Below are 25,379 nucleotides of genomic sequence, written 5' to 3'. Positions count from 1 at the left end.
AGGCAGACACCCCTCTAAGCGTTTATCTATCTGCTGACTCGTGTATTAAACCGCAACACCATAAGAGGCCGCTAATGGACCTAGACCACCGCTGAAACCTTGACCGACTGCACGGAATTTCCACTCACCGTTGTGGCGATAGATTTCACCAAAAATCATAGCGGTTTCGGTGCTGCCATCTTCTGATAGATCAAAGCGAGCAATTTCAGTCGCGCCATTGTCATTCACTACACGAATAAAGGCATCGGCTACTTGACCGAAGTTTTGATTGCGGGCTTGACCTTCATAGATAATGGCACACACCGCAATTTTAGACACATCGCTAGGCACACGAGTTAGGTCTACTTTGATGGCTTCATCATCACCATCACCTTCACCCGTGCGGTTGTCGCCTGTGTGCTCAACTGAGCCATCACCTGATTTTAGGTTGTTAAAGAAGATAAAGTCTTGGTCGTTACGTACTTTACCTGCATCGTTTAATAAAAAGGCGATGGCATCTAGATCGAAGTCTTGGCCGTCTGTGGCGCGTGGATCCCAGCCTAAGCCGATGGTGATATTGGTAAGACCAGGGGCTTCTTTTGATAAGTTAACGTTGCCGCCTTTGGTTAAGCTAATAGCCATGATATTGTCCTTTATTGTTGTTTAGGGGTTATTTAATTTGTTATCGCTTATTAATAAGGATTCACTTCGCTCACGTGTGATGCTGCCCGCATTCAAAGTACTCAAACGGTAGACATTAAAAAACGAGAGCCGAAACTCTCGTTAACTATACTAACTGACTGGCCGATAAGCAAGACGATTTACCAAAACCCTAAAGGGCTGTTAGACCCTGTTATAAAGCCGTCTTTATTGCGCTTCATGGCATCCATGTTTTGGGTGTCTATCACTTATCGATCCATTACCTCTACTCAAACAAAGCGCCTAGATTTTGCCCGCTTGCTCCAGCTTTTTAAATCTAATAGAAGCCACAACTGCCCAAGCAATAAAGGCAATACCAATTAGACCAGTTACAATCTCTGGCACGTGGAACTTCATAGACAGCAGCATAATCACAGCTAGTGCCCCAATGGCATAATGCGCACCGTGTTCAAGATAAACGAACTCATCAAGCGTCCCTTTTTCGACCAAAAAGATGGTCATTGAACGCACGAACATGGCACCGATGGCCAGACCCAACATGATGATAATCACATCATTGGTAATGGCAAACGCACCAATAACGCCATCGAAACTAAAAGACGCATCCAGCACTTCAAGATATAAGAATCCGGCAATACCGCCCTTCATCACTGCGCTACCCACGTTGCCTGAACCGTTACTTGAGTTGGCAACGGTGCCATCTTCTAACGCTTCTTCAGCTTCTTCTAAGTCGCCCTCAAGCATACCTGAGACCACTTGAACACCTAGGTACACTAAGATACCCCAGACACCGGCTATTAACACCGCTAGGGTTTGTTCTTCATGAACCCAAGACAATGAAATCATTAAAATAGCGAGCGCCACAAACACGCTCATGGCATCCACCTCACCAAACTTCGCCAAACGTCTTTCTAACCAATCAAACCAGTGCACGTCTTTGTCATCAAACAAGAAGTTTAAGAACACCAGTAGTAAGAACATGCCACCAAAGGCGGAAATCTCTGCATGGTGCGCCATCAATTTGGCTGAGTACTCTGTTGGGTTGTATAAAGCTAGATTGATAACATCCATCATACCCATGTCAGCGGTCACTGCCACAATAACAATAGGGAACACCAGACGCATACCAAATACCGCGATTAAAATACCGACGGTTAAAAATATCATTTTCCAAAACTTGTCCCAATGCTTAAGCACTGAGGCGTTGACCACCGCATTATCAAAAGATAAAGAGATTTCCATCACTGCCAAAATAGCCGTAATGGATAAAGCAGAGATCAGCCCGCCCATACCGCCATGCGAGTAGCCCCACCAGGCGGCCACTATTAGGGCAAGCGTTGTAAAAATAAAATCGAAATAAAAATGTCTCATTACCTATCCTGTCGTAAAAGCTTATTGTCTGTACTAGGTTCTTCAACCTAAAGATAGGCGTCCAAGTGACCCCTTTATGCGCTTATATGAAGCGCATAAAGGGGTTTCAGGGTGCGTATCTCTACCCACCTATAATCTAACCATGATAATGGGTTCAGATTACAACACCATAGTTTTGACACATCGCTTGTAAACCGCCGGAATAACCTTGTCCGACGGCGCGGAATTTCCACTCGTTATTATGCCGATATACTTCACCAAACACCATGGCTGTTTCAACAGAATAATCCTCAGCCAAATCAAAACGAACCACCTCTACGCCCGTCTCTTCATTGACCACACGGATAAAGGCGTTGGCAACTTGGCCAAAGTTTTGATTGCGTACTTGGGCGTCATGAATGGTGACGGTTACCACCACCTTGTCCACATCTGCAGGCAGGCGAGACAGATCTACTTTGATCACCTCATCATCACCATCACCTTCCCCAGTACGGTTATCACCGGTGTGTTCAACGGCGCCGTTGTCTGACTTTAATTGGTTATAAAAGATGAAGTCATGATCGCCGCGCACACGTCCTGTATTATTTAACAAAAATACGCTGGCATCCAAGTCAAACTCAGCACCTGATGTCGCTCTTTCATCCCAGCCTAATCCAACTAAAAGTTTGTTTAAATTAGGGTCAGTTTTTGTCAGGGATAAGTTCCCGCCTTTACTTAACGATAACGCCATAACCATATCCTTATATACTGTCGTTTATTATCAGTAATTATCTTTGCACTAAGCCTAATGCCCCTGATACTGGGTCTGATAGATGGGTCTGTGCCCAACGGCAAGCCACAGGCTCAGTGCACGCTTTATGATGGCCTATCGTAACGTTTTAAGGGCTCAATAAGCAAGGCTAATAAGCTTAAATGCTAACTAAATAATACAATTTAAATTAATAATATAGCCCCCACTGTCACCACATGGTAGGCTCTAATACCCTCTAGCGTTAACTGTTGGCTAAACCAAATTTAGGCCAACAAAATGCCTGATACTGTAGTACAGTTTAAGTTTTTATCGGGATGCTGATGCTCATGAGCTATAACAAAAATATTCTACTTATCGGTGGCACCAGTGGCATAGGCAAAGCACTCCTTGAACGGCTCTGTACCGACCATAAAGTCACAAAAATATTTGCCACTTATCACCGCCATAAGCCTGATACAAATACGACAGATAAGGTGGTATGGCTTAACATGGATGTCCGAGAAGAGGGCAGTATTAAACAGGCAATTGCTGATATCAACCGTCAAACACAGCATATCGACTGGGTCATCAATGCCGTAGGCTTATTGCATACAGATACCAATCAACCTGAAAAAGCCGTAAGGCAGCTTGATGCAGAGTTTTTTTTACAGAACATGACGCTCAATGCCCTACCCAGCTTATTGATTGCTAAACACATTAAACCCTTATTAAAAGCGGGCACCCCCAGTGAATTGCATCCGGCTATTTATGCCACTATTTCAGCACGAGTGGGCAGTATCAGTGAGAATGAATTAGGCGGCTGGTATAGCTATCGAATGAGCAAAGCGGCATTAAACATGGGTATGAAGACCCTATCCATTGAATGGCAGCGCACGCTAAAAAATGTTTGCGTCGCTGTCATTCAGCCAGGCACGGTTGATACCCCTTTATCCAAGCCCTTTCAGGCCAATGTGGCCAAAGACAAACTATTTACGCCTGATGCGTGTGCAAGGCATCTACTAAAAGTGTTGAATGAATTAACGGTAGAGGACACCGGCTGCTTTATCGATTGGGCTGGTAAAACCATCGCCTGGTAACTTAGAGAGATGCTAACTTAGAACAATGATGACTTACAGCAATGCTAACTGAGAAAAATCATAGCTCGGCAGTTAATAAGCGGCGGTCATTCAACAAATTAATACAGTCTGTCACCCTTACACTGCTTTGGCTGTAATAAAGCCACTGACGTTAGGTGTTAAATTAGCTAGCATAGTGTTACGACGCCTTATTTTATAACCCATAATCTCCTCAATAGATAATCAGTTGCGCCCTTATGACCTCACACACCACGCCGACGCCATCCTCAAAGCCGTTAAACCCTTATAACAACCTAGGTAGCAAATCTGTACAGCGCAGTTGGTGGCGCAGCTGGATATATCCATTGCTGTTTTTATTGGCCATGGTGCTGTCACTATCGACCTACCTGACCCTCGACTCTATTCAGCAATCAGTACGTGATTACGTGACTGACAATCAGCGCGCTTTGGTCGGTGGTGACTTGATCTTGGAGAGCAAGCAGGCGTGGACACCACAAGTTTTACAAAATGTTGAGCAGTTTGAGGCGCAGTCTGCTGACCAAAAAGTGGTCTACGATTATCAGTTTAATGCCATGATCTCGAGTGTATCTGAGCCAAAGGCTGCTCAGACGCTCACCCAAAATCAAGTTATCCATCACGCCGCTGCTGAGTCTGCAGCAGATACCCTCCTTGCCCGTATTAAAGCCGTATCTTCAGACTATCCCTTGTATGGTGAGGTGGAGCTGGCCTCGGGCAAACCCTTGTGGCAACAGCTGACCCCGCATAGCGTGGTGGTCGAGACCCAAGTATTGACTGGGCTTCATCTTAAGATAGGCGATACGGTCAAGATTGGAGAGGGATTATTTACCATAGCCGATGAACTGGTCACTGAGCCAGATCGCCCGTTGACTGCCTTTGGGTTTGGGGCACGGGTACTGATGGCCGATACTGATTTGGCCATTACTGGTCTAATGGGACAACGCAGCCGAGTCGATTATCAGATTGAACTTGCCGGCTCTGAACCGGCCATTGTTAATGAAAGACAACAGCTTGAGGCGCTATTGGGCGACACCTCAGAGGTTAAGATTACCGATGCCAATGAGGCGGATACCTCAGTGACCCAAGTGTCCGATAATGTGCTGATGTTCTTAAAACTGCTGGTCATCGCGGTGCTGTTTTTATCCGCGGTGGCGCTACTAAGTGTGGTCAAAGCTTTTGTGAGTTTACAGCAAAATGCCAATGCCATACGCCGTGCTCTAGGCGAATCTATTAGCGACATCAAGCACAGCTACTACCGTGTATTCATTGCCATGGCGGTGTTGGCTTGTCTCGTCTCAGGCCTCTTAAGCTTGGGTATGCTAAAAGTTGGGGCTCAATATCTGACCGCCATACTGCCGCCGGATGTAAATCTGTCGATCAAGCTGATTAGCTTGATAAAAATCAGCATAGTTGCCCTAGTCATTACCTTATTGGTAGTGCAGCACAGTCTTTATTCGGTCATGCACACCAAGCCATCTGCTGTCTTAAAGCAAGCCACCACTAACAGCCGTCAGCATCCTCCGATTTATTGGTATGGTTTGGTGTTGCTGGCAAGCTTTGGGCTAATGGCCTATGAATTTGGCTCATTATTAAATGGGCTACAAGTACTGGGTGGTATGATGCTGCTGGCTGCCAGCTTTTGGCTGATAGGTAAAGGCTGGTTGTGGCTGTTGGCAACGCTTGCCAGCAATGGCTTATTTGGCAAAAAAAGCGGCTGGATGGTGCGCACGGCCGTGCACAATTTATCACGTAAAGGCAATCAGTCCGGACTGTTCTTTGTGACCTTAGCGCTATCGGTGTCGGTACTGTCGATGATTACTCTGCTTAATGACAGCCTAAATACCCAGTTTGTTAAGGCTTATCCAAAGGATGCGCCTAACTTATTTTTTCTCGATATCCAAAGTGACCAGCACTCAGCGCTAGACAGTATGATTAAAGCGCCCATCACCTATTATCCAGTGGTGCGTGCCCGCGTCAGTGAGGCCGGCGGCGTGCCTGCAGCCGATATTGTCGTACCACAAAGCGAGGGCGATGACCCCACTCGGGTATTTAATTTAAGCTATGCCGATTCAGTGATGGAGACGGAGTTTATTACCGATGCGGTTCATCCCAATCAGCTGTATGCGCCACTTGATAAGATGGCCACTGAGGCAGGTGTGGTGCCCTTGTCCATCTTAGATGGTGCAGCCAAGCTTTTAAATGTGGGCCTAGGTGATCAGGTGGCTTTTAACATTCAAGGTATCGAGATTGTCGGTCAAATCACCAGTATTCGGGAGCGCTATGAGCGTGGCCCAAGCCCCTTCTTCTACTTTTTATTTCAGCCTGAAGTGCTGGCCGATGCGCCGCAAATTCAGTTTGCCACTGCCAGAGTTGACAGTGCGCAAATTCCGCAATTACAAACTGATCTTGCCCGCAAGTTCCCCGCCATTACCACGATAGATGGTGGCGCCATTGCTAAACAGGTACAAGGTTACGTCAGTCAAATGAGCCGTCTGGTGCAGGTGTTTACGCTACTGGCGATTATTACCGGTATTATGGTGCTCATTACCTCACTGCTGTCTACGTCTCAAGACCGTTTGCGTGATAGCGCTTCATTTCGATTATTGGGGATGCAGACGGCAGATTTGTACAAAATTAACATGCTGGAGATTGGCCTACTTGGGGTGAGTGCTGGCGTGTTTGCGGTGGTGCTTGCCAGTGGTACGGCGTATGTGCTGATTACTGAATGGTTTAATCTGCGCTTTAGTGTGCCGTGGGCAAGCTTTGGGCTTGGTGCGGTGATGCTGGTCGCGATGTTATTGATTATTGCGGTGAGTTATGTGCGCTTGGTGATTGGACGTGGGATTATGGCGAGAGTGAGAGGGATGGTTTAGTGATAAGTCTTCTGTTTCTATTTATTTATTGATTATTGCAACATATAGAATCAAATAGAGGCACATTATCCTAACTAGAAGTAGGTATGAATACAGTTCAGGATATATTAATAATATAAAATATAATAACAACTTTTGAAAAGGCTGTAGTAATGTCAATTGAAAAACAGTGTATCAATATGCAATTAGGAATAGATATATTAAAGCTTCATTTTGAGGGCTCGCCTGAGAAAGCAGCCTTAGAATACTTTATAAAACAAGGTTATGTAGGCACATATAATGAAGGTTATATGTTTCAAAACACAATGAAAGCATTAATACTTGATGAGCTAACAAGACTTAATACATTTAATTCTAGGAATGATGCTTGTACTAGATTCCTAGAAGCACAGCTAACTATTCATGAAAATCATATTGATAAAATCTTATTTTCAATTAAAGGTATATCTAAGTCTACATTCACAAAGAACTTAGCAGAAATTATTGCTGCATTGAAAACTATAGGTATGGATAATGGCTTATCTCTCGAAGTTGGCTTAGCTTTATTCGATGCTTTAGATATTGATACTTTTATTAATTTAATACGTAAATTTTCTGAAGATCCCTATAGTTATCGTAAAGGCTGGCCAGATCTTACTTTAGTTAGAGACTCGGAAGTAAAGCTTGTAGAAGTTAAAACAACCGACAAGCTTCATAAAAGCCAGATAAAAACTATTCCTATGCTAATAGATGTTTTAGGTAACGATATTTCTGTATTAAAAATAATTAAACCTCTTTAATGTAGGTTGTTTTATACTATGAAAATATAAATCTATTATTAAACTGTAAAATATAATTTACATTGATTTTACTAAGCCTGTAAGAGAAATTCTGATTAACATAGATACTCACACTAGAAGATAAGATTTAGCCCTGATTGAAGCGGATATACTGACAGGTTGAACAGGATGCAGTGGTCAGGTTTGAGGCGGCGCGCGAAGCAAGCGACGCCACAAGCTGAGCCCACTGCCCTGTTCAGACTGGCAGATAGTAGCGTAAAGCAGGAAATAGCTACCAACTCTTAGACCCTCAAATATACGCCTATCCCAAACCAAAACGCCTTCTATAGCTTATAGAAGGCGTTTTTTGATGGGTTTGCTTATCTGCGCTAATGGATCAATCAAAGACACATGAGGTTAGAGAATGATAAAACAAAGACACACACTGTAACGCTAATCGCCATGCTTTTTTTAAATTCACCCCCATAAATAATCATTACAACCCTACGCTTACAAGCGTTTCATACGTATCATCATATGGAAGGTAGTTTATGGCTAATCACTCAAAACCGTCATCTGATCCATCCTCTAAGCTGCGTATTCATAGAAAGTATTATCGTTTGATATTTACCGCCCTTATGGGGCTGTTTATGTCTTGCTTGATTTCTTTGATTTTGACATATCTAAACAGAGGCTGGTTTGACGGCTTCTTTGCAGAAGTGCTGTCCTCATGGGGCACCTCTTTTATTATTGCGTGGCCGTGTGCTTATTTTGCAGCATATGTGATTCAAGATCTGCTGCTAAGCCGTATTGACTTTTATTCGGATGAGTAATGGGTTATTCGTATAACCAATGAATAGGCGTTAACAAGCGCTTTGACAAAGTGCCAAATTTTTACAAAACGCATTTGGGCTCATTGTGTTATGTTAAAGGGGAGCTGTTTTATTTATTTTTATTTGGCTGCATCTAATACAAGGAGTCGTTGTTATGCCTAGCCCTGCGTCTGGTCAATCTTTTGTTTGCTGTCTAAGCAAAATAAAGTCTATAACATCCCAGTCTATAGCACCTATGAGTGTGCCTACTGCCCTGCTTACGGCGGGGCTGCTTGCCAGTTTGACCGCTTGCTCTGCGCCGAATAATTCGGCAGCTACTTCCTCAGTGCAAAGTGAATCCAGTGGCAATACCCGTAAAAGCACAAGCGCAAATGAGCAGCCGCCAACCTTTATCCGCTCAAATACCATCCCCTTTAGCAGCGAGTCCGCACCTGTATCGATGCAAGCGGTGCAAAATATGGTGAGCGTGCCAGCAGGTAGCTACATCATCGGGCGAGATGACGGCCCAGCCATAGAGGCGCCTGCGCATACCGTTACCTTACCTGCCTTCAAAATCGATCGCACTGAGGTGACCAATGCCGCCTTTGCTGAGTTTTTGAATGCGCTTGATATCCCTGTCGATAATAGCTTTGTGGGCGGTGAGGCGACTCGTGCCGATATGCCGCTTGCCAGTGTTGAGCTGCTGATGGAAGAGGAGCGTGGCGGCGGTCTATATCCGATTATTGCGCTTGATGATGCGCAGGCACGTATCGGTTATCAAGAGGGCAAATTTGTGACCAATGATGGCTATGCCAATCACCCAGTGACCGAGACGACATGGTCTGGCGCACGTGCGTATTGTGCGTGGCGTGGCGGACATTTGCCATCAGAGGCTGAATGGGAAGCGGCGGCGCGTGGTACGGATGGGCGCTTGTATCCGTGGGGCAATGATGCGCCTGTTGGTCATAATCAAGATAGCCGTGTGTTTGTATCAGGGCAGACCGGCGTGACCAGTGTGGTAGGCAGTCGTCCTGCTGGGGTGTCGCCGTTTGGGGCACTGGATATGAGCGGTTCACAGGCAGAATGGACGTCCTCCCTACTACGCCCCTATCCTTATGATGCAAATGATGGCCGTGAGTCACCAGACAGCTTAGGTGAGAGAGTAACGCGGGGTGGCGATTATATTTATGATGCCAATGCCGATACTCTAACTGCCACCCATCGACAAGGGTTTTCTAATCTGCCTGATCGAGGTCATCGTCATATTGGGTTTCGCTGTGCGGGGTAAATTATTGCAATGCTTTAAATTTAAGACTAATAATAGAGGGATTTGACTGGCTTTGTGAATCAGTATCAGGCATTTTCTTTCGCTACTTACCCTTACCCCACCCTCTCTAATCTTAATTTAAAGCCCTTCTTACAAAACGTAGTACGCGCACACATAATGTGACTTTATTTGTTACTGCCTATCGCTTACAGTTTTAGATAAGTTAACCCAAACCTAACACAGCAGTGAGTTTGCGAGGCTTTCTCTGTATTAGAACATTCTGTATTAAAAAATGTATTGACTCAGTTGTCCGCTGCCAGGTTTGGGCTCAATTCACTGTATTAAATGGATAGGATGAGGTGAGATAATGCCGCATAAAACAATGATAAATAAAACAGCCCCATTCATGCTAGGTTGTGCGCTACTGGTCACTGGGCTAACTAACTGGCTGCGATACCGGTGATCAAGGCGTGAGTGAAGATGGCGTGGCGATGGAGGCCACTACAGAGTCGGTGACTGCCCGTGATGATGACGCAGAGCGTCAAGCGATGATTGATTATGGTATGGAAACCAAAAAGCTATTGGCATGTGGTCAGATTGACCAAGCAGAATATGAGGCACGTCAAAATCGAGGCGTTGATGAGGAAGGCTTTACCTCACTTGATGAGTACGAATATTTAGAGGCATTTTCAGAAGGGGTAACAGTGCTTAATACCCGCTATGAGCAGTACCCAGAAAAAAAAGAACAAGACTGCGCTGCTGTCGTAGATACTGAGCAGCCCATGACAGGTGACCTATCTGAGATGGAAAACCCGCATGGCGATATACCTGATGTTGGCGTCAATGACATTGTAAAAGACAACGAAAATATGGATATTGAGCCTGAGGGCGCTAACCCTACTCTATAATCTACTCTAGCTTATAGCCTACTTTTATTATAATCGTACCACTAAAAAGCCACTTACATGACAACATGTAGGTGGCTTTTTTATTGCTTGGCTTTTTTGTAGTTGACGACTGTCAGGCCAGCACCCCTTAACACCATCCACGGATGCTTTTTATCTGCATTAGATGATTTATGGATAAATCAATATATCCTTGATGCCGCTATGGTAACTTTCTAGTAAGAATAGCGTATGTACCAGGCAAAATATTAAGATATTTACAACAATATAGGCCGTACTTTAGTTATATTTCATAGTAAGCTATGCGCAATTTTGGTCAGTGTTATCTTAACTACAATTTCAAAACTTATTGGTACATTTGGAGGAGGTTTATGAGTTTAAGAAACACGAGGAACAACTATGGATCTATTGCAAAATGGATGCACTGGATTATGGCGTTCGCCTTTATTGGCGCCTATGTGGCTGTTTATTTTCGTCATTGGTTTACGGTTGATGAGACCCCGATTAACTGGACGGCACTACAGTTGCATTTATCATTTGGTGTGGTCGTCGGTACGCTGATTATCTTTCGCATATTGTGGCGTTTAAATAATATTCAGCCTGATGAAGAGCCTGGCAGTAAGCTGGCACACTTGAGCGCACATCTGGGTCACTTTGGCTTGTATGCGGTTATGATTATCATGCCTTTAACGGGTTATCTCGGCGCCAAAGTAGATACGGAGTTTTTTGGTCTCTTTGTTATCCCAAGATTTGAGAGCACCTCTATGTTCCAAGACTTTATCGAACCGACTTGGAATTTAACTTATGAAGAGTTTGAGGTACCATTTGACTTTCTTCATAAAGAGATTGTTGGTAAATGGCTGGGCTGGATGTTAGTCGTTGGTCATATCTTAGCAGCGCTATATCATCACTATGTCAAAAAAGATCGGACCATTATCAAGATGACGCGTGGAAAAGACTAATCGCTGTTCTTGTGGACAGTTTTTGCTGACTGTTTTTGCGGACCATCAAGCTCTGTCAGTGACTTGGTGTTATACCTCAAAAAGCCGATTATCCTAAGAATAATCGGCTTTTTTATGACAGCTTATGCGATTAAAATGGCTATGCTAATACTAGCACCATCTGCTAGCACCAACGGCTATCACCCGTTGCCATATCTATCTATGCTATCTATCAAACGTCTATCTATCAGTGCTATCTATCAGTCAAATGTCTTGGTTTGCGTCGGCTCTGGCGCTTGTAGGGATGGCGTGGCAGGTAATATGACAGCGCTGCGGAAGTATTTTGATTTACCATCAACCGTTTTATTAACCATGTCGACCACATCCTCGATGACATCATCATATAGACCATGCTGCAACTCTGCTTCAAATGAGGTCAAAGGATGCTTACGTGTGGCAACTCGAACATCTGTTACGCCTTGCTTGGTATAAAAGATATTTACGCTGCCATCACTATTGAGCACACAATTAAGTTGTCCATCGTCCACTTTGAGCTGAATACGCTCTGGCATAAAAATATAGTCTTCAACGTCAGTTAATTGTTTTTCTACTTCTTTTTTAAATAATGATTTTAAATCAAACACAGCCACACTCCTAAGTTTTTTATAAGATTCATTTTATTAATCTATCTTACAAAAGATGTGGCTTGTTTTAGGTTATCAAGTGTAAAACTACGTTTAACATTGGCAAGTTAAACAGTACCTAGGTTACCATTTGCCCCGTCAACCACTGCTCAAAGTCAGTGATTTGTGTTATCCAGCTTGACTCTGAGCCTGCCGCTGGCTGCTGTTTTAAGTCATTCAATCTAGATGTGACGGCATCAACAGTGTATTTTGCACCTGTCAGTGCCTGCTTTAGCGCCTCAATCAGCTCAACATTGAGGGCATCTGAGAAAATCACCACCTCTGTCATGATCGCCTGCGCCACCTCTAAGTGCAGATCAATAATGCCCCACTCAAAGCGGGTCTCGATATGGTGATTAAATTGTGGGGTTTTGCCAAAGCGCCAGTCCCAGTCGGCCATCTGCTCATAGTATCTATTAAGATGAGGCTCCTGCTTTAAGGAATCCTCATCTAATTCCTCAATCTCTACGGTTTTGCCATAGTAATCACAAAACGCCTCAATGATCGCCTGTGATAGTGACTCGTGAGTGATGCTGTCATTAAACTCTACCAGATTTGCCACTCGAGAGCGGACCGACTTGATGCCTTTGGCTTGCAGCTTTAACGGATGCGGATTAAGGTAATCGCCAAGCTTTTGCATATTGGCATTGACCAGTAGTGTGCCATGGTGAAAGCTGCGGTCAGTGGCGTGCTTAAAGGCACTGCCTGAGATTTTACGATCGCCCACTTGCATATCATTGCGCCCCGATAAGCTGGCCTCAATACCCAATTTTTTTAGTGCATTGATTATGATGTCAAAGTTGGCCTGCTGATCATAGCCGTCTTTGGGTGATAAAAAAGTGAAGTTGGTATTGCCCAAATCATGGAAGACAGCCCCGCCCCCGCTTTGACGGCGCGCTAAATACACCCCATCTTCTGCCATTTTATCGGTTTTGCACTCCACCCAAGGGTTTTGTGAGCGGCCGATAACCACAGTTTCGCTATTGCGCCATAAAAACAGGATGTGTGAATGGGCATCTAGCTCTTGGAATATCCAATCTTCGGTGGCTAAGTTAAACCACGGATTGGTCACAGAGGATTTTAAAATACGAAGTTTAATGGGCAAGGTCACAATGCCCTCCTTAAGGGGTCGACGACGAGAAGTCTTGTTGAAGGATATAGGCCATATTACGCTCAGCAAGCCCAGTAATAAAGACATAAGGGTTAACCCCAGCACTGCCAGGAATAAGCGCCCCGTCTTGCACATATATATTGCGATGGCCTTTGACACGGCCCAATTCATCTGTGGCCTTGCCAAGCACACAGCCACCTAACGGATGATAGCAGAAGTCGTCCCCAAAACCTTGGTTAAACAGTAAGCTTGATACCCGCCCGCCATTCGCCTGAGCCAATTTTTCAATCAGCTCTTTTGCGGCATTCACTGAATACTCATTTTGTGAGCGTTTCCAATTAAGTTTTACGCTTTGCGAGGCTTTATCATAGTAATAATGACCACGCTCTGGGTTATCGGTAATTGCCAAGTACAAGGTGGTCCAAGTCTCAAGACCCAACGGCAGCGGTGCCAATTCGGCAAATATCTTGTACTTTGATCCACCTCTATCACCATCCCACATGTTGATCCCTTTAACCGGAATGGTGGACTGAATCTTACCTGCAGCATGTACAAAATTGCGGCCGGTCATGATATTACCATTGGGCCCCCAATGCTGCCCAATGTGCTCATTAAGCTGAGTCAATTTACCCTGAGCTTGGCTCTTTAGCAGCAGCTCTGAGGTGCCGGTACTGCCGGCATTCAAAAACAATTTATCGCAGGTGTAATATTCTATGGCATCAATGCCGCCGGTTTTATTGAGTACCTGCACCTCAAGTCTTAGCTGATGGTTATCAAGTGCTTGAATGCTATTAACTTTACGTAGGGTTTTGACACTGACATTACCGGTAGCTTCTGCCTGTTTAAGATAGGTCAAATCCAAAGAGTACTTGCCTGCATTATTGCCATAGATCACCTCACCGCCTAAAGCCGATGGGTACACCTCCCCTTTTGCCTCTTTTTGCATATAGTCAAAGTCATAACTATTGCCAAAAAACTCCGTAGTTAGCCCCGCTTTATCAGCCTGACGCTCAGCGGCGCGCGTATATTCATAGTGCTCAGAGTTATTAAAAAAGTCTTCGGGAATTTTACTGACCTTTAAGGTCTTCATGGCACGCGGAAAAAAAGTGTCATACATTTCATTGGCATCAATCCAAGGAAAGGTCTGCTCAAAATGTGACCGTCTAGGCTCAATAGCAATCGCTCCATTGACAATCGAGCCGCCGCCATAGGCCCGACCTGCAAACACCTTCATGTCATCATACTCAATCAAATCGAGCACCCCAGGATATTTTTTAATAGGAATGGGGATGGGAATGGGGGCATTGGGCCAATGACTAAACCAGCTGGAGCGCTCATCAGCAGTAATCATTTTACAAAAGGTATCATGGTTGGGGCTTCTATCCCAGCGCATACCCATCTCAAGGATAAGTACCTTGTGGCCTTGCTCACTCAGGCGCAGCGCCGATACCGCACCACCATAGCCACTGCCCACAATGATATTACTAAAATGTCCAGCTTGAACTTGAGGCGCCGATAGTGGCTGAGCAGTTTTTGCCAAAGTCTGGCAACCACTTAAAGTAGCCGAAGCGCCCAGACCTAACCCCATGGATTGAATAAATTTACGTCGTTTCATTAAATTGCCCCCTTTTTATTTTTACTCATAACCACAGTGTAACAAGATTTACTTACTGTATTTTATAGCAAACGTAGTTTTAGCTAACCTAAAGTATCCGGTAATAAGAACCATAAAATCTATGTAAACTATGGCTGTTGGCACACCAAGGGCATCTATGTGAATGAACAGCCATACCCTAAAAATCAGCTCATCGTGTCAAAAAATCAGCCGCGACCGTCATAAATTGCGCTAAAATACCCCGTTACCCCACTGTTGCCAGAGCACATCATGACGCTTCTTGTCCCAGAGTTTAAAACAGATCCTTTTTTTAATCTTGAAGATAACTGGGCTCAAACTGCCCCCAATGAGCTTACCCACTATTATGACCAAGGCCAAGGCGTCCCCCTGCTATTGATGCATGGCTCAGGTATGGGCACTTCAGCAGCCGTTACTTGGTGGCAGAACCTCCCTTTTATCAGCCAATATGCCCGCTGTATTGCCTTTGACTTTATTGGCTATGGCGAGACGCTGAGCGCAGCCAATACTTCGCCCGATACCGCTTACGGCATTCGTCAATGGGGTGAGCATACCCTACGCTTGATGGATGCGCTGCATATCGAAAAAGCTTGGCTTGCCGGCAGCTCGCTGGGCGGCTGGGTGGCACTGCAACTGGCCATTGATCATCCTGAGCGGGTTTGCGGGGTAATATCTATCGGGACAGGCGGTGCAAAGAAGCCAAAACCCGATACCCGTGCAGCACAGCCTAAACCCAAGGGGCCGCTATCCGCCGAGCTTATTTTGCAAGACTTACAAAAAAATATTCGTAATGACGCCATAATCAGTGACACCTTGGTCAATCTGCGCTATCAAGCGGCGCTAAAAGAGGCCAAGCTCGGTCTGCGCCCCTACCTTATGGCAGCGCGTGATCGGGACCGGGAAGTCTTACCACTGGATTTAGACGCATTGGCTCAGCTGTCTCTACCGGTGCTTTTGGTGCATGGCCGAGACGATAAAGTTGTGCCTGTCGCGCGGAGCCTTGAGCTGCTTGAGGCGATTGCAACTGCCGATGCCCATTTTTATAAAGACGCCGGTCACTGGCCCCATATTGGCCGTGCCGATGAATTTAATGGCCTAATGCGTGATTATCTGGCAGCACATCACTCCCCATCACTTAATAACTAAGTCAGCACATAAGCCGCTCATTTTTCGCTATTTATCACTTAAATAGGCTGTTTATCACTTAAATAGGCTATTTATCACTTAAATGGATAGGAGCGAAAAGGGCGGCAAAATCTCAGTTTTTTTAATCGGTATGCCCCTACCGATAGTGCTCATTGTCATCACAGCTTCACATCACTGTATTACGCTTAGGCAGTATCGGCAGTAGGCGGGTTATGCGGTAGCAGATCATATATTGACTGTGAAAAAAATCTAAAAATATTTGCTATTTTGTATTGTTTTCTATACAACTTATCTATAGACTTGCGCGTTCTAAAATCAAACCCTCGAACCACCTTCTTGTTAGACCTCTATACGCGATAACTCCTTAATTTTGAGCGTTACAATCTTCGCCACAGTGACGTGGCACCCTTATTTATTAGCTTATTTATCCCACTGCAGGTGACTTAAGTGGCCTACATTAAATGTAGATTCCTCAATCCAGCAGTTGGCTTTGAAGAGATTTTTATATGAAAAAACACGTCGTTATTTTTGAGGCCCGTGGCGGCTCTGACAAAAGCAAATATGGCTATCGCCGTGATACTTACCCTATTATTGAGTCCTTAAAAGCCCGCGGCTGGAGCGCCGAGGTTATTTTTTATAGTGATGAAAATCGTGGTGAAATCTATCGCTATACCATTGATAAAGCCGATGCTTATGTGAGCCGAATTAATCCAGGCAACCTCAAAGATGAAACCGGTTATTTTCAAATGCTACGTGAATTGGTGCATCAGGGAGTCAAAGGCTTACCGCATCCTGATGTGATGATTAATTATGGCGCAAAAAATGTGGTTGAGCGTCTAAAAGGCACCTCTTTGGTTCCAGAAGATGTGTACTGCTATTATGACTATGATGCACTAAAGCACCAATTCCCCCAGACTTTGGCACGGGGTGAGCGTGTGCTAAAGCAAAACCGCGGCTCAACCGGTGAAGGCATTTGGCGCGTGCAGTTAAAAGACCCAAAAAAATACAAAGACTTGGCAGAGATCCCTGAAGATGCGCTGTTAAAGCTCACCGAAGCTCGGGATAATCATACTGAAGAAAAAACCTTGGGTGAATTCATCGAGTTTTGTTATCAGTATTTAGAGGGCGACAGTGGTCTAATCTTGGACATGCCCTTTTTACCGCGCATCAAAGAGGGAGAGATTCGTGTCCTGATGCTGCGTGATAAAGCGGTCTCTATCGTGCACAAAAAACCGGATCAATCTGCCGATGCCTTCTCCGCCACTTTATTCTCAGGCGCCACCTATCGTTATGATAAGCCTGAGCAGTGGCAGGAAATGGTAGATACGGTGGAGTCGAGCATTCCCATGCTACAGTCACGCTTAGGTGGTTATGCTTTACCGCTGCTGTGGACTGCTGACTTTATTCTTGATACAGATGCCGAGGGCAAAGACGTCTATGTACTGGGGGAAATTAACTCCTCTTGTGTCGGTTTTAGCACCCATTTAGAGCTATCGGAGAATATTGCGGATGAGATTATGAATTTGATTGAAGCTGAAAGTGTGATTAACAGCCGCTTCCCAGCCTTCACCATCTAATCACTCCCACCCTTTATTTCTAAAAGGCCGTTACTCTCAGTAGCGGTCTTTTTTTGTGTCCGATTTTGTAATTTATGAAGCATAACTTCATTTAAAAATGGTTAAATAAATATTAAATTAACAGTGTGAAGTTTTGTTTCTGTTGTTTATAAAAGTTTACTAACCGCTATTTGCGCCAATTTCCTATGTTAAACTGCCTTTTGCTACTGGTTTTTTTCTAAATTTATGACCATTGTTATCATTAAATATGACCATTGTTATCATTAAAATTAAGGGACAGCTATGAACAATAACTTTAAAAAGAAGAACTTAATATTGTTTGCGGGGGCGGCCAGCGTTTTATCCGCTTGCGCCACTCAGAGCACACCGCAAGGCTCATATAATACGCTGCAATCTGCTGATATGATTGTCACTAATGCCAAAGTGGCCGTCATGGATGACAAGCGCACTACGGCTGAAGCCATTGCCGTAAAAGACGGTAAAGTGCTGCGTACCGGTAGCGCTGCTGAGATTTTACGTCTAAGAGATGCGCATACTCAAGTTATTGATGGTCATGGCAGAACCTTAATCCCTGGTCTAAACGACTCTCACCTACATATTACTCGTGGCGGCCGTTTTTATAACTCTGAGCTACGCTGGGATGGGGTGACCTCATTAAAAGAAGCACTGCGTATGCTAAAAGAGCAAGCAGAGCGTACGCCTAAGGGACAATGGGTTCGAGTTATTGGGGGCTGGTCACCGTATCAATTCGAAGAAAAGCGAATGCCAACCATTGAAGAGATCAATGAAGCCACGGGTGATACACCTGCTTTCGTCTTATATTTATACAGCCGAGGCTGGCTGAACAAAGCGGGTATGAAGGCGTTAAATATCGACCGCAATACGCAACCACCAAATAATGACAGCCGCTATGAAAAAGATGCCAACGGTGATCCAACTGGGGTGCTATTGGCAGAACCGAATGCGATGATTCTATATCAGGTGATCGGTAAAATGCCACAGCTGTCTGAAGAAGAGATGATCAACTCTACCAAGCACTTTCATCATGAGTTAAACCGCTTTGGTCTGACCAGTGCCATTGATGCAGGCGGCGGTGGTCATACTTTCCCAGATGACTATGAAGCGTCAAAAGCATTGGCCACCAGTGGTGACTCGTCGTTACGCATCTCTTACTATTTGTTCCCACAAAAAGCAGGTGAAGAAAAACAAGCCTTTGAAAAATGGATGGCCAATAATAAAGCATCTGTGAATGAAGATATCGCCCACGACCATGGCTATGAGTTAAAAGGTGGCGGGGAATATATGACGTGGGCCGCTGGAGACTTTGAAAACTTCTTAGCCGATAAGCCGTTGATTAAAGACAATAAAGGCTGGCGTGAAGCCACCAAAGAAATCATCCAAATGCATGTTGATAAAGGCTGGCCATTTAGACAGCATTCTACTTATGGCGAGAATACCAAGCTGATCGTTGATTTGGTTGATGAGATTGACCGTGAAAATAACGGCAAAATCAAAAATGAGATGCGCTGGGCAATTGACCATGGCGAGACCATTACTGACGAAACCCTACGTGAAATCAAGCGCTTGAATGGTGGTGTTTCGGTACAAGACCGCATGGCGTATGCAGGCGAGTATTTTGTTGAGCGTTATGGTGCACAAGCGGCTAAGACTACCCCGCCATTTAAGAAAATCTATGACATGGGCATTCCATTAGGCTCAGGAACAGATGGGACTCGCGTCGCCAGTTATAACCCATGGATATCTCTATATTGGATGACGACAGGTAAGACAGTCGGTGGCATGAAGCTGTATGACAAAGACAACCTATTAGACAGAGACGATGCGCTAGAGGTGTACACCAGTGGCAGTGCTTGGTTCTCAAATGAAGAGGACGTCAAAGGTAGCCTAGAACCGGGTAAATATGCAGATTTCGTTCTGCTCTCTGACGATTACTTTACAGTACCAGAAGAAAAAATTAAGGGTATTGAGTCGGTATTAACTGTGGTAGGTGGCAAAATAGCATATGGCGCTGGCGAATATAATAAATTAGATCCGCAGTTACCAGCAGTCATTCCTAGCTGGTCTCCTGTTAAATACTATGGCGGCTATCACAATGCGCAGAAGCCTGTGGCTAAGTAGCAGATAACCCTCCAATTGATGACTAAAGTCGGTCTACCGCGTAGGCCGATTTTTAGCTCGTCACATTGAACTTGCAGGAGAGAAATCAAATGCCGTATTTAATAGAATCAATTGACCTTATTGCTAAGATAGTTGAGTTTATCGGTGTCATGATCATGTTTATTGGGCTGATATTGGCTTTTTATAAGGCAGCCATCTCTTCGAACAAGTTCAGTCATGACACTTATCTAGGCGTTCGTCAAGGGGTGGGTAAATCCATCTTATTGGGCTTAGAGGTGCTTATTGCCGCTGATATTATGGCCACTGTGGTTACCGAACCAACCTTGCGCAGTGTGGTGGTATTAGGGGTGATTGTCATCATTCGCACCTTTTTGAGCCTGTCTTTACAAGTAGAATTAGAAGGCCGCTTTCCTTGGCAACATAAAAACACCCCGCAAGATAAAGAGTAGCGTAGGCTACTCTCCCCCATAGCTTGGTTTCATTAGTTGATTTTAATAGTCATAATCGCAACTAAGCCTCCACCTAATAGCGATCTACACTATTGATGGTGACTTGATCATCGCTAATGCGTAGGCTCGGGTCGGCTTTGGCAGTATTTGTTACGATTTCACCACGTTGACACAACGCTGTAGGTCTTAATAACTGTCGCTAAATTTGTTATGTTATTAGAAGTGATAAATGGCAAAAAAAAAGCCACTTATTACTAACCGCTTGTCGTCATACTTATCATAGGTATCACTTTATCACAGGCATCACAGCCACTTTTATGATAAATACGTCACAAGCTCACTATTATTTAACGCTTATAAGCTTATCTAAGGCCTTATAAGTGAAGCTTAAAAAACTTCGGCTAAGGAATAGCCCAACACGACTCACAGAAGAGTACGCAGTTAGCCACCTTACCTATCAATGACTTAATACTATAAAAAAGTTAATAACTAGAAAAGGAAGCCATCATGAGTGATATTTTTAACGTCAAAGACAGCTTAACTGTCGCTGGCAAAGACCATGCCTACTATAGCCTACCCAAACTGGCTGAAAAATACCCCAATATTAACCGTCTGCCTTACAGCATGAAAGTGGTGTTAGAGAACCTGCTGCGCAATGAAGATGGTGGACAGTCTGTGGGTGAGAACCATATTGAAGCAGTCGCCAACTGGGACGCAGGCGCTGAGGCCTCAAAAGAGATTGCCTTTATGCCCGCGCGTGTAGTGCTACAAGACTTTACGGGCGTGCCCTCTGTTGTAGACTTGGCAGCCATGCGTGATGCGGTCGTCAAGCTTGGCGGTAAAGCCGATCAAATCAACCCTTTTATTCCCAGTGAACTGGTCGTTGACCATTCGGTACAAGTCGATGTCTACGGCCGTGAAGACTCATTGGATTTAAACGAGAAAATCGAATTTAAACGCAACAATGAGCGCTATGAGTTTTTGCACTGGGGCAAAAACGCCTTTGAAAACTTCGTAGTTGTCCCACCAGCCACCGGTATTGTGCACCAAGTAAACCTTGAGTATTTAGCACGTGTGGTGATGGCCAGTGAACAAAACGGTGAGCTCACCGCTTATCCAGATACTGTCTTTGGTACCGATAGCCACACCACTATGATTAACGGTATTGGCGTGCTGGGCTGGGGTGTGGGCGGTATTGAGGCGGAAGCTGCGATGCTCGGACAGCCCTCCTCTATGCTGATCCCGCAAGTGGTTGGCTTTGAGATGACAGGCAAGCTACAAGAAGGGGTTACCGCCACTGACTTGGTACTGCGTGTGGTCGAAATGCTGCGGGCACATGGTGTGGTTGGTAAATTCGTTGAGTTCTATGGCGAGGGCTTACACAGCATGCCGCTGGCGGATCGTGCAACGATTGCCAACATGGCGCCAGAGTACGGTGCCACTTGTGGTATCTTCCCTATTGACCAGATGGCCATTGACTATCTGCGCCTATCAGGCCGTGATGAAGCACAAATTGAGCTGGTAGAGCAGTATGCTAAAGCGCAAGGGTTGTGGCACGATGCCGATACCCCAGCGGCCACTTACTCAAGTAACCTACATCTAGACTTATCTACTGTACAGCCTGCACTGGCCGGTCCAAACCTACCACAGCAGCGCATCAACTTGGCAGATATGCATCAAAAATTTGGCGAAACGCTGCATGCCATGACAAAAGATCGCGCCTCAGAAAAAGAAGGCAAAGTACGCTTTGATGAAGAAGGCGGTGAGCAAGAGCAGGCTGAGCGTCTGTCTGCCAAACCGAAGGTGTTCTCAAGCATTGATATCGATAACAAGACTCATCAGCTACATGATGGCTCCTTGGTTATCGCTGCCATTACCTCTTGTACCAACACCTCAAACCCTGCGGTTATGATTGGTGCTGGTCTGGTGGCCAAAAAGGCAGCGGCCAAAGGTCTAAAAGCCAAGCCTTGGGTAAAAACCTCTTTGGCTCCAGGCTCAAAAGTGGTCACTGATTATCTAGAAAAAACCAAACTGATGGATGAGCTTGAAAAAACCGGCTTCTACTTAGTCGGCTATGGTTGTACCACCTGTATCGGTAACTCAGGCCCACTTTTAGAAGCGGTTGAAAAAGGCATTGAAGAGAACAACCTAGTGGCCGCTGCAGTGTTATCGGGTAACCGTAACTTTGAGGGTCGTATCCACTCGCATGTCAAAGCCAGCTATTTGGCTTCTCCACCGTTAGTAGTGGCTTACGCCCTAGCAGGTACGGTTGATATTGACTTGACCACACAGCCTCTAGGTCAAGACCAAGAAGGCAATGATGTGTTCTTAAAAGACATCTGGCCGACCTCAGCTGAGATTAACGAGCTGATTGCCAATAACATTGATGCTGAGATGTTCCGCAAGAACTATGGCGAAGTATTTAACGGTAGTGAGGCTTGGAACGCCATAAGCTCAGCCGATAGTCAGCTATATCCTTGGAGCGATGAGTCAACCTACATCAAGAACCCACCGTTCTTCGAGGACATGACCATGGAGCCTGAAGGCATTAAAGACATCACAGGCGCGCGTATTTTGGGTCTGTTTGGCAACTCAATCACCACAGACCACATCTCACCTGCGGGCAATATCGATCCTAATTCACCAGCGGGTAAATACTTACAACAGCGCGGCGTACTGCAAGCAGACTTCAACAGCTATGGCTCACGCCGTGGTAATGATGCGGTCATGACTCGAGGTACTTTTGCCAATATCCGTATCAAAAACAAAATGATGGGCGGTAAAGAAGGCGGCTACACTTATTACTTCAGCGGTGATAAGGCCACCTTAGAACAGGGTGAAGAGATGGCCATCTATGATGCGGCGATGAAGTACAAAGAAGACAAACGTCCTTTGGTGGTCTTAGGTGGTGAAGAATACGGGTCAGGCTCTAGCCGTGACTGGGCTGCTAAAGGTACTATTTTGCTTGGGGTAAAAGCGGTATTGACCAGCTCATTTGAGCGTATTCACCGCTCAAACCTAGTGGGTATGGGTGTGCTGCCTTTAACCTTCAAAAAAGGCGAAAATGCAGACACTTATAACTTAGATGGCTCAGAGGTGCTCAGCATCACAGGGCTTGAAAATGGTGAAAGCAGAACCGCCACCGTTACTGCCACACGCGCTGATGGTAGCTCTGAGAGCTTTGAAGTCAATGTGATGCTGCAGACGCCAAAAGAGCGTGAATATGTGCGTCATGGCGGTGTATTACACTATGTACTGCGTCAACTGGCAGCAGAAAACCAAGCCTAATGGCTTAATCTTGTATTGATCTTAGTGTGAATAAAAATGCCCGGCCAATTGGTCGGGCATTTTTATTTAGCGATCAATAGGAAATACTTTGTCATAAGCAATGTTATAAAAAAAGGCATAAACCAAATAAAACAGCGCCATTGCGATATCCATAATGAAGGCCTCCCATAAGGTGATACCCAAATACCAAGCAATGATCGGCATAAACAATAACAACAGTCCGCCCTCAAACAACAGCGCATGTAAGATGCGAATAAGGAGGGTTTTGTGGACACTGCCGCGCAGCTTAACCATGGCATTATCGAATAATATGTTATAAAAGTAGTTCCAAACTGTGGCAACAATAGAGGCCGCCACAGCGATAACCCCCATGGTATGCAGCTCATAGCCAAACACCCAGCTCCCCAAAGGGGCAAACAGCATCAGCCCTAGAATCTCAAAGCCTAGGGCATGACGGATTCTGTCATTTCTGCTACGCATTTTTTGTTCAGGTTGTACCGCACTTGTCATTTTTATCCTTTATGGCGCATCATTTTATTCTAAAAACTTTTGGGTTAAGCCGACAGCGGCTTATGGTTGAGAGTAGTTGCGATTGATAGTATCAGTCGTCTTTGTTAAATAAAGGGGTCCAGCGATTAATCACATACAGCATCAGCGGCCAAAAACAGGTATTGATAATATCATGGATACTGGCTGCCAAAATATCGCCCGATAGATTGGGATAACTGTGCCTTAAGTCCAAAAACTCACCCATCAGTGCAAACGCTATGGCCACAAGTAGTGCTAGCTTCAGCCGAGTGCGGTGATACCTGACCCATTTTCGGGTCAGCATCAAGGTTATTAAAAACACGCCGATCCCCACATAGATATGCAGCGCATCTCTCTCAAGTCCGGTAAGCTCAATCACTTTTATTTTAAATTGTTGAAAATCGATCACGTTATCGTCCAAAAGTTGCCTCACTTTTGCCAAGCTCTCTTTATAGCGCAAAAGTCTTCTTCAAGACTCGGCCATGTGCCCTATGGCCTTGAAGGGGAATAATAATGAAGTCGATTAGTATAAGGCAGCGACCCACAAGATGGGTTATGATTTGTTGGGATTTTCTATGTCGGCAAGTAAGCTTGATAGCTAAGTATTTTATACCAGTATTTTTATACAAAAAAATACCCACTGCCGTAAAGCCGATGGGTATTTTGCTATTTTGCTATTTTGCTAGTTTGTGGCTGTTTTTTTAGCTGCTGTCTTTTTAGCTGCGAGCCTGATTGCTATTGGCCTTGTTATTGGCCTTGTCATGTTGCCAGTTCGGTTAGATGTTCCATTCAACGAAGTTTTTTAGCAGTTGTAGCCCATCATTGTGGCTTTTTTCTGGGTGAAACTGGGTCGCAAACAGATTGTCTTTTAACACGCTGGCACAAAACGGCTGACCATAATCACACACCGCCGCCACCACAGAGTTATCTTCTGGGGCGCAGTAATAGCTGTGTACGAAATAAAAATGCGCATGCTCATCAATACCTTGCCACAGCGGATGACTCAAATCCATGCCTTCAATGGTATTCCAGCCCATATGAGGAATCTTAATGGTCTCGCCTTTTGGGTCAATCCAGCTAGGGTCAAACTGTTTTACCTGACCTTGCAGGATATCCAAACACTCGGTATGCTCAAACTCAAGCGACTCCGTAAACAGCGCTTGCATGCCGACACAAATTGCCATCACCGGCTTATTAAAGGCCGCTTCTTTGACCACCTCATCAATCCCTTGCTCACGCATCTGTGCCATACAGTCGCGCATTGCCCCCACGCCTGGAAAGACGATTTTGTCTGCTGCACGGATGATGTTTGGATCATTGGTAATAGATACCTCAGCCCCCACCGCAGCCAACGCTTTGCTGGCAGAGTGGAGGTTGCCCATGCCATAGTCTAACAATGCAATTTTGGTCATAT

21 protein-coding genes are annotated in these 25,379 nt (G+C 45.0%); 12 read left to right on the top strand and 9 right to left on the bottom strand.

From position 1 onward, the window contains the following. Positions 1–45 precede the first annotated feature (45 nt). From DLE54_RS00450 to DLE54_RS00440, 3 genes are all read right to left on the bottom strand, one after another. Complete coding sequence (locus DLE54_RS00450; protein WP_011959373.1) at positions 46–621, bottom strand: TerD family protein; 576 nt, start codon at positions 619–621, stop codon at positions 46–48. A 300-nt stretch (positions 622–921) separates the two neighbouring features. Next, the gene (locus tag DLE54_RS00445; RefSeq protein WP_011959372.1) at positions 922–2,010 is read right to left on the bottom strand and encodes a DUF475 domain-containing protein; all 1,089 of its coding nucleotides are present in this window, start codon (positions 2,008–2,010) and stop codon (positions 922–924) included. Between the two features lie 154 nt (positions 2,011–2,164). Further along, entirely contained in the window at positions 2,165–2,740 is a 576-nt protein-coding gene (locus tag DLE54_RS00440; RefSeq protein WP_011959371.1) for a TerD family protein, read from the bottom strand. A 347-nt stretch (positions 2,741–3,087) separates the two neighbouring features. Between DLE54_RS00440 and DLE54_RS00435 the strand changes: the two genes are divergently transcribed. The 7 genes from DLE54_RS00435 to DLE54_RS00405 all read left to right on the top strand — a co-directional run bounded on the left by DLE54_RS00435 (position 3,088) and on the right by DLE54_RS00405 (position 11,432). Next, a complete protein-coding gene (locus DLE54_RS00435) occupies positions 3,088–3,837 on the top strand; it encodes an SDR family oxidoreductase (RefSeq protein ID WP_227535344.1) in 750 nt (249 codons plus the stop codon). A 236-nt stretch (positions 3,838–4,073) separates the two neighbouring features. Beyond that, positions 4,074–6,728, top strand: a complete 2,655-nt coding sequence (locus DLE54_RS00430; RefSeq protein ID WP_110815893.1) for an ABC transporter permease — start codon at positions 4,074–4,076, stop codon at positions 6,726–6,728. A gap of 152 nt (positions 6,729–6,880) precedes the next feature. Then, entirely contained in the window at positions 6,881–7,507 is a 627-nt protein-coding gene (locus DLE54_RS00425; RefSeq protein ID WP_110815892.1) for a VRR-NUC domain-containing protein, read from the top strand. 530 nt (positions 7,508–8,037) lie between these two features. Continuing rightward, on the top strand, positions 8,038–8,319 hold the full coding sequence (locus tag DLE54_RS00420) for a DUF2798 domain-containing protein (protein ID WP_110815891.1): 282 nt from the start codon (positions 8,038–8,040) through the stop codon (positions 8,317–8,319). 235 nt (positions 8,320–8,554) lie between these two features. Then, complete coding sequence (locus DLE54_RS00415) at positions 8,555–9,586, top strand: formylglycine-generating enzyme family protein (protein ID WP_162617727.1); 1,032 nt, start codon at positions 8,555–8,557, stop codon at positions 9,584–9,586. A gap of 449 nt (positions 9,587–10,035) precedes the next feature. Then, positions 10,036–10,473, top strand: a complete 438-nt coding sequence (locus DLE54_RS00410) for a hypothetical protein (RefSeq protein WP_162617726.1) — start codon at positions 10,036–10,038, stop codon at positions 10,471–10,473. Between the two features lie 368 nt (positions 10,474–10,841). Continuing rightward, positions 10,842–11,432: a cytochrome b gene (locus tag DLE54_RS00405; protein ID WP_110815888.1), complete on the top strand. Its 591-nt coding sequence runs from the start codon at positions 10,842–10,844 to the stop codon at positions 11,430–11,432. Positions 11,433–11,671: 239 nt separating this feature from the next. Here DLE54_RS00405 and DLE54_RS00400 read toward each other — a convergent pair whose 3' ends face one another. The 3 genes from DLE54_RS00400 to DLE54_RS00390 all read right to left on the bottom strand — a co-directional run bounded on the left by DLE54_RS00400 (position 11,672) and on the right by DLE54_RS00390 (position 14,820). Then, entirely contained in the window at positions 11,672–12,055 is a 384-nt protein-coding gene (locus tag DLE54_RS00400) for a hypothetical protein (RefSeq protein ID WP_011959367.1), read from the bottom strand. A gap of 118 nt (positions 12,056–12,173) precedes the next feature. Then, entirely contained in the window at positions 12,174–13,193 is a 1,020-nt protein-coding gene (locus DLE54_RS00395; RefSeq protein ID WP_110817254.1) for a lipoate--protein ligase, read from the bottom strand. 22 nt (positions 13,194–13,215) lie between these two features. After that, entirely contained in the window at positions 13,216–14,820 is a 1,605-nt protein-coding gene (locus DLE54_RS00390; protein WP_110815887.1) for a GMC oxidoreductase, read from the bottom strand. A 270-nt stretch (positions 14,821–15,090) separates the two neighbouring features. Here DLE54_RS00390 and DLE54_RS00385 point away from each other — a divergent pair, with 270 nt between their 5' ends. The 5 genes from DLE54_RS00385 (at position 15,091) to acnA (ending at position 23,437) form a co-directional block, all read left to right on the top strand. Beyond that, positions 15,091–15,984: an alpha/beta fold hydrolase gene (locus tag DLE54_RS00385; protein WP_110815886.1), complete on the top strand. Its 894-nt coding sequence runs from the start codon at positions 15,091–15,093 to the stop codon at positions 15,982–15,984. Positions 15,985–16,490: 506 nt separating this feature from the next. After that, positions 16,491–17,561, top strand: coding sequence for a Cj0069 family protein (locus DLE54_RS00380; protein WP_011959363.1), 1,071 nt, complete (start codon positions 16,491–16,493; stop codon positions 17,559–17,561). Positions 17,562–17,843: 282 nt separating this feature from the next. Beyond that, positions 17,844–19,700: an amidohydrolase gene (locus DLE54_RS00375; RefSeq protein WP_110815885.1), complete on the top strand. Its 1,857-nt coding sequence runs from the start codon at positions 17,844–17,846 to the stop codon at positions 19,698–19,700. An 89-nt stretch (positions 19,701–19,789) separates the two neighbouring features. Continuing rightward, positions 19,790–20,149: a DUF1622 domain-containing protein gene (locus tag DLE54_RS00370; RefSeq protein ID WP_011959361.1), complete on the top strand. Its 360-nt coding sequence runs from the start codon at positions 19,790–19,792 to the stop codon at positions 20,147–20,149. 507 nt (positions 20,150–20,656) lie between these two features. Next, the gene (gene acnA / locus DLE54_RS00365) at positions 20,657–23,437 is read left to right on the top strand and encodes an aconitate hydratase AcnA (protein ID WP_110815884.1); all 2,781 of its coding nucleotides are present in this window, start codon (positions 20,657–20,659) and stop codon (positions 23,435–23,437) included. A 66-nt stretch (positions 23,438–23,503) separates the two neighbouring features. Here acnA and DLE54_RS00360 read toward each other — a convergent pair whose 3' ends face one another. The 3 genes from DLE54_RS00360 to hisH form a co-directional block, all read right to left on the bottom strand. Next, positions 23,504–23,947 carry a PACE efflux transporter gene (locus DLE54_RS00360; RefSeq protein ID WP_011959359.1) on the bottom strand — a complete coding sequence of 148 codons (444 nt, stop codon included), beginning with the start codon at positions 23,945–23,947 and terminating at the stop codon, positions 23,504–23,506. A gap of 91 nt (positions 23,948–24,038) precedes the next feature. Next, a complete protein-coding gene (locus DLE54_RS00355; protein ID WP_227535337.1) occupies positions 24,039–24,374 on the bottom strand; it encodes a hypothetical protein in 336 nt (111 codons plus the stop codon). A 367-nt stretch (positions 24,375–24,741) separates the two neighbouring features. Next, positions 24,742–25,377, bottom strand: a complete 636-nt coding sequence (gene hisH / locus DLE54_RS00350) for an imidazole glycerol phosphate synthase subunit HisH (RefSeq protein WP_011959357.1) — start codon at positions 25,375–25,377, stop codon at positions 24,742–24,744. Positions 25,378–25,379 lie beyond the last annotated feature (2 nt).

Origin of the sequence: Psychrobacter sp. YP14, from assembly GCF_003209315.1 — a bacterium.
Classification (GTDB): domain Bacteria; phylum Pseudomonadota; class Gammaproteobacteria; order Pseudomonadales; family Moraxellaceae; genus Psychrobacter; species Psychrobacter raelei.
The sequence above is the reverse complement of the archived record's forward strand: the minus strand, read 5'-3'. Positions and strand labels throughout refer to the sequence as shown.

Bases quoted from the DNA above. Each gene is read 5' to 3' on its own strand.
- acnA (WP_110815884.1), top strand. From the start codon at position 20,657: ATGAGTGATATTTTTAACGTCAAAGACAGCTTAACTGTCGCTGGCAAA.
- DLE54_RS00385 (WP_110815886.1), top strand. From the start codon at position 15,091: ATGACGCTTCTTGTCCCAGAGTTTAAAACAGATCCTTTTTTTAATCTT.
- DLE54_RS00360 (WP_011959359.1), bottom strand. From the start codon at position 23,947: ATGACAAGTGCGGTACAACCTGAACAAAAAATGCGTAGCAGAAATGAC.
- DLE54_RS00450 (WP_011959373.1), bottom strand. From the start codon at position 621: ATGGCTATTAGCTTAACCAAAGGCGGCAACGTTAACTTATCAAAAGAA.
- DLE54_RS00405 (WP_110815888.1), top strand. From the start codon at position 10,842: ATGAGTTTAAGAAACACGAGGAACAACTATGGATCTATTGCAAAATGG.
- DLE54_RS00390 (WP_110815887.1), bottom strand. From the start codon at position 14,820: ATGAAACGACGTAAATTTATTCAATCCATGGGGTTAGGTCTGGGCGCT.
- DLE54_RS00370 (WP_011959361.1), top strand. From the start codon at position 19,790: ATGCCGTATTTAATAGAATCAATTGACCTTATTGCTAAGATAGTTGAG.
- DLE54_RS00425 (WP_110815892.1), top strand. From the start codon at position 6,881: ATGTCAATTGAAAAACAGTGTATCAATATGCAATTAGGAATAGATATA.
- DLE54_RS00435 (WP_227535344.1), top strand. From the start codon at position 3,088: ATGAGCTATAACAAAAATATTCTACTTATCGGTGGCACCAGTGGCATA.
- DLE54_RS00430 (WP_110815893.1), top strand. From the start codon at position 4,074: ATGACCTCACACACCACGCCGACGCCATCCTCAAAGCCGTTAAACCCT.
- DLE54_RS00440 (WP_011959371.1), bottom strand. From the start codon at position 2,740: ATGGCGTTATCGTTAAGTAAAGGCGGGAACTTATCCCTGACAAAAACT.
- DLE54_RS00445 (WP_011959372.1), bottom strand. From the start codon at position 2,010: ATGAGACATTTTTATTTCGATTTTATTTTTACAACGCTTGCCCTAATA.
- DLE54_RS00380 (WP_011959363.1), top strand. From the start codon at position 16,491: ATGAAAAAACACGTCGTTATTTTTGAGGCCCGTGGCGGCTCTGACAAA.
- DLE54_RS00375 (WP_110815885.1), top strand. From the start codon at position 17,844: ATGAACAATAACTTTAAAAAGAAGAACTTAATATTGTTTGCGGGGGCG.
- DLE54_RS00420 (WP_110815891.1), top strand. From the start codon at position 8,038: ATGGCTAATCACTCAAAACCGTCATCTGATCCATCCTCTAAGCTGCGT.
- hisH (WP_011959357.1), bottom strand. From the start codon at position 25,377: ATGACCAAAATTGCATTGTTAGACTATGGCATGGGCAACCTCCACTCT.
- DLE54_RS00415 (WP_162617727.1), top strand. From the start codon at position 8,555: ATGAGTGTGCCTACTGCCCTGCTTACGGCGGGGCTGCTTGCCAGTTTG.